This is a genomic window from Streptomyces sp. NPDC045021 (assembly GCF_056432645.1).
The window spans coordinates 1-1,959 of record NZ_JBWKIQ010000041.1; the positions used below are offsets into that span (position 1 = coordinate 1).

2 protein-coding genes are annotated in these 1,959 nt (G+C 65.6%); one reads left to right on the forward strand and one right to left on the reverse strand.

Going from position 1 to position 1,959, the window contains the following annotated elements:
• Positions 1 to 236: 236 nt before the first annotated feature.
• Complete coding sequence (locus tag AC07DC_RS41965; RefSeq protein WP_478920243.1) at positions 237 to 1,439, forward strand: IS110 family RNA-guided transposase; 1,203 nt, start codon at positions 237 to 239, stop codon at positions 1,437 to 1,439.
• Between the two features lie 6 nt (positions 1,440 to 1,445).
• Here the strand turns inward: AC07DC_RS41965 and AC07DC_RS41970 are convergent, their stop codons facing one another.
• Positions 1,446 to 1,754 carry a hypothetical protein gene (locus AC07DC_RS41970; RefSeq protein ID WP_478920244.1) on the reverse strand — a complete coding sequence of 103 codons (309 nt, stop codon included), beginning with the start codon at positions 1,752 to 1,754 and terminating at the stop codon, positions 1,446 to 1,448.
• Positions 1,755 to 1,959 lie beyond the last annotated feature (205 nt).

Consider the following 1,959-nt stretch of genomic DNA (forward strand, 5'->3'; position numbering starts at 1 on the left):
CCCATTACCGTTTTGGTTGCCCCGCAATGGGGCGCCCGGCCTCCGGAGTTGGCATGACTTTCTCCCCCTGTCGAACGCATGGCCTGGGGGGTGGTGTCACCGGCTCCGGAGGCATCGACAGACCGCTGATTAGGGGCATGACCACCGGCTTTTTCGCAGGTCGGGAGGCTCTTCGTAATGTGGATGTGGCGATCGATGCCGTGGGACGGCCGGGTGAGGACGACCGGAGGACGCACGTGATCGACACGAGTGACATCGGCGCTTTCCTCGGCTTGGACGTCGGCAAGGGCGAACACCACGCCACCGCCGTCACCCCGTCCGGGAAGAAGGCCTTCGACAAACGACTGCCCAACAGCGAACCCAGGCTCCGAGAGGTCTTCGGGAAACTGCAGGCCAAGCACGGAACCGTGCTCGTCGTGGTCGATCAGCTGGCCTCCATCGGCGCTCTGCCGCTGGCGGTGGCAAGGGACATGGGCTGCCCGGTCGCCTATCTGCCCGGGCTGACGATGCGACGGATCGCCGATCTCTATCCCGGCGAGGCCAAGACCGATGCCCGCGACGCGTTCGTCATCGCGGACGCGGCCCGCGTCATGCCGCACACCCTTCGCTCGGTCGATCTCGAGGACGAGACCATCGCCGAGCTGGAGATGATCGTGGGGTTCGACGACGACCTGGCCGGCGAGGCCACCCGGATCAGCAACCGGCTTCGCGGCCTGATGACACAGATCCACCCGCATCTGGAACGAGTCCTCGGTCCGCGGATCCAGCACCCGGCCGTTCTGATGCTGCTGGAACGGTTCGGGTCCCCGGCCCAGATCCGCAAGGCCGGACGCCGACGGCTGATCACGTTGATACGTCCCAAAGCGCCGAGGATGGCCGAGCGGTTGGTCGAAGAGATCTTCACCGCGCTGGACGAACAGACCGTCGTTGTCCCGGGCACAGACGCAGCCGCGCTGATCGTCCCGAGCCTGGCCGGCTCGCTCACCGCGGTCCTCGACCAGCGCAAACTCTTGGCCGCTCGGATCGAGGAAGTGTTGGAGAACCACCCTCTTTCCAAGGTCCTGACGTCCATGCCGGGGATCGGCGTCAGGACCGGAGCCAGGATCCTCATCGACGTCGGCGACGGCAGTTCGTTCCCCTCCGCCGCCCACCTCGCCGCCTACGCCGGCCTCGCTCCAGCAACCCGAAGTTCGGGCTCCTCGATCCGCGGCGAGCAACCATCCCGACGAGGAAACAAGCAGCTCAAACGGGCCTTCTTCCTCTCCGCGTTCGCCGCCCTAGCCGACCCGGCGTCCCGCACCTACTACGACAAGAAGATCAGCCAGGGAAAGCACCACACCCAAGCCCTCCTCTGCCTCGCCAGACGACGAGCCGACGTCCTCTTCGCCATGCTCCGCGACGGAACCTTCTACGAATCCCGGCCCGCCACAGTGGCTTGAGATCCGCTAGAGAGGCGAATCGCAGTCAAACTCGAACGTCTCCTTGGCCGCGTCAGCAGGGAACTCTGGGTGGTCGTGCCAGATCTCAGCGAAGGCGACCAGAAGGTTCCATGCGGCGGCTGCCAAATCGGTCGTCGCCCCGCTTACAGGCGGAGCGACCCGGTGGAAGCGCACCGCCGCGATCTGTTTGTCTGCGGCCAGACGCAGAGCTGCAGCCGAGCGGCGGGCTTCGCCTTGAAGCGGAGCCGTTTCGGGGATGCGTGCCGACACGAAACTGACCAGCCGCGCGACCTGGTCTTCAGTGATTCGTTCCACTCGTACCCCCTTCGACTCGCAGAGCCTATTCACCTGGTGCCGCGCCAACTATCGCAGCTCAGAACACTTCATCACCATGTCCTGGCGGCTTCGGTCAACTGGACCTAATGCACCTGGCCGACACGGGCACGGGCGACGGACGCTCCTCACGGAGACCCCTGCGAGCGCCCAGATGGCTTGACCAAAGACATAGGGGCACCCCCCC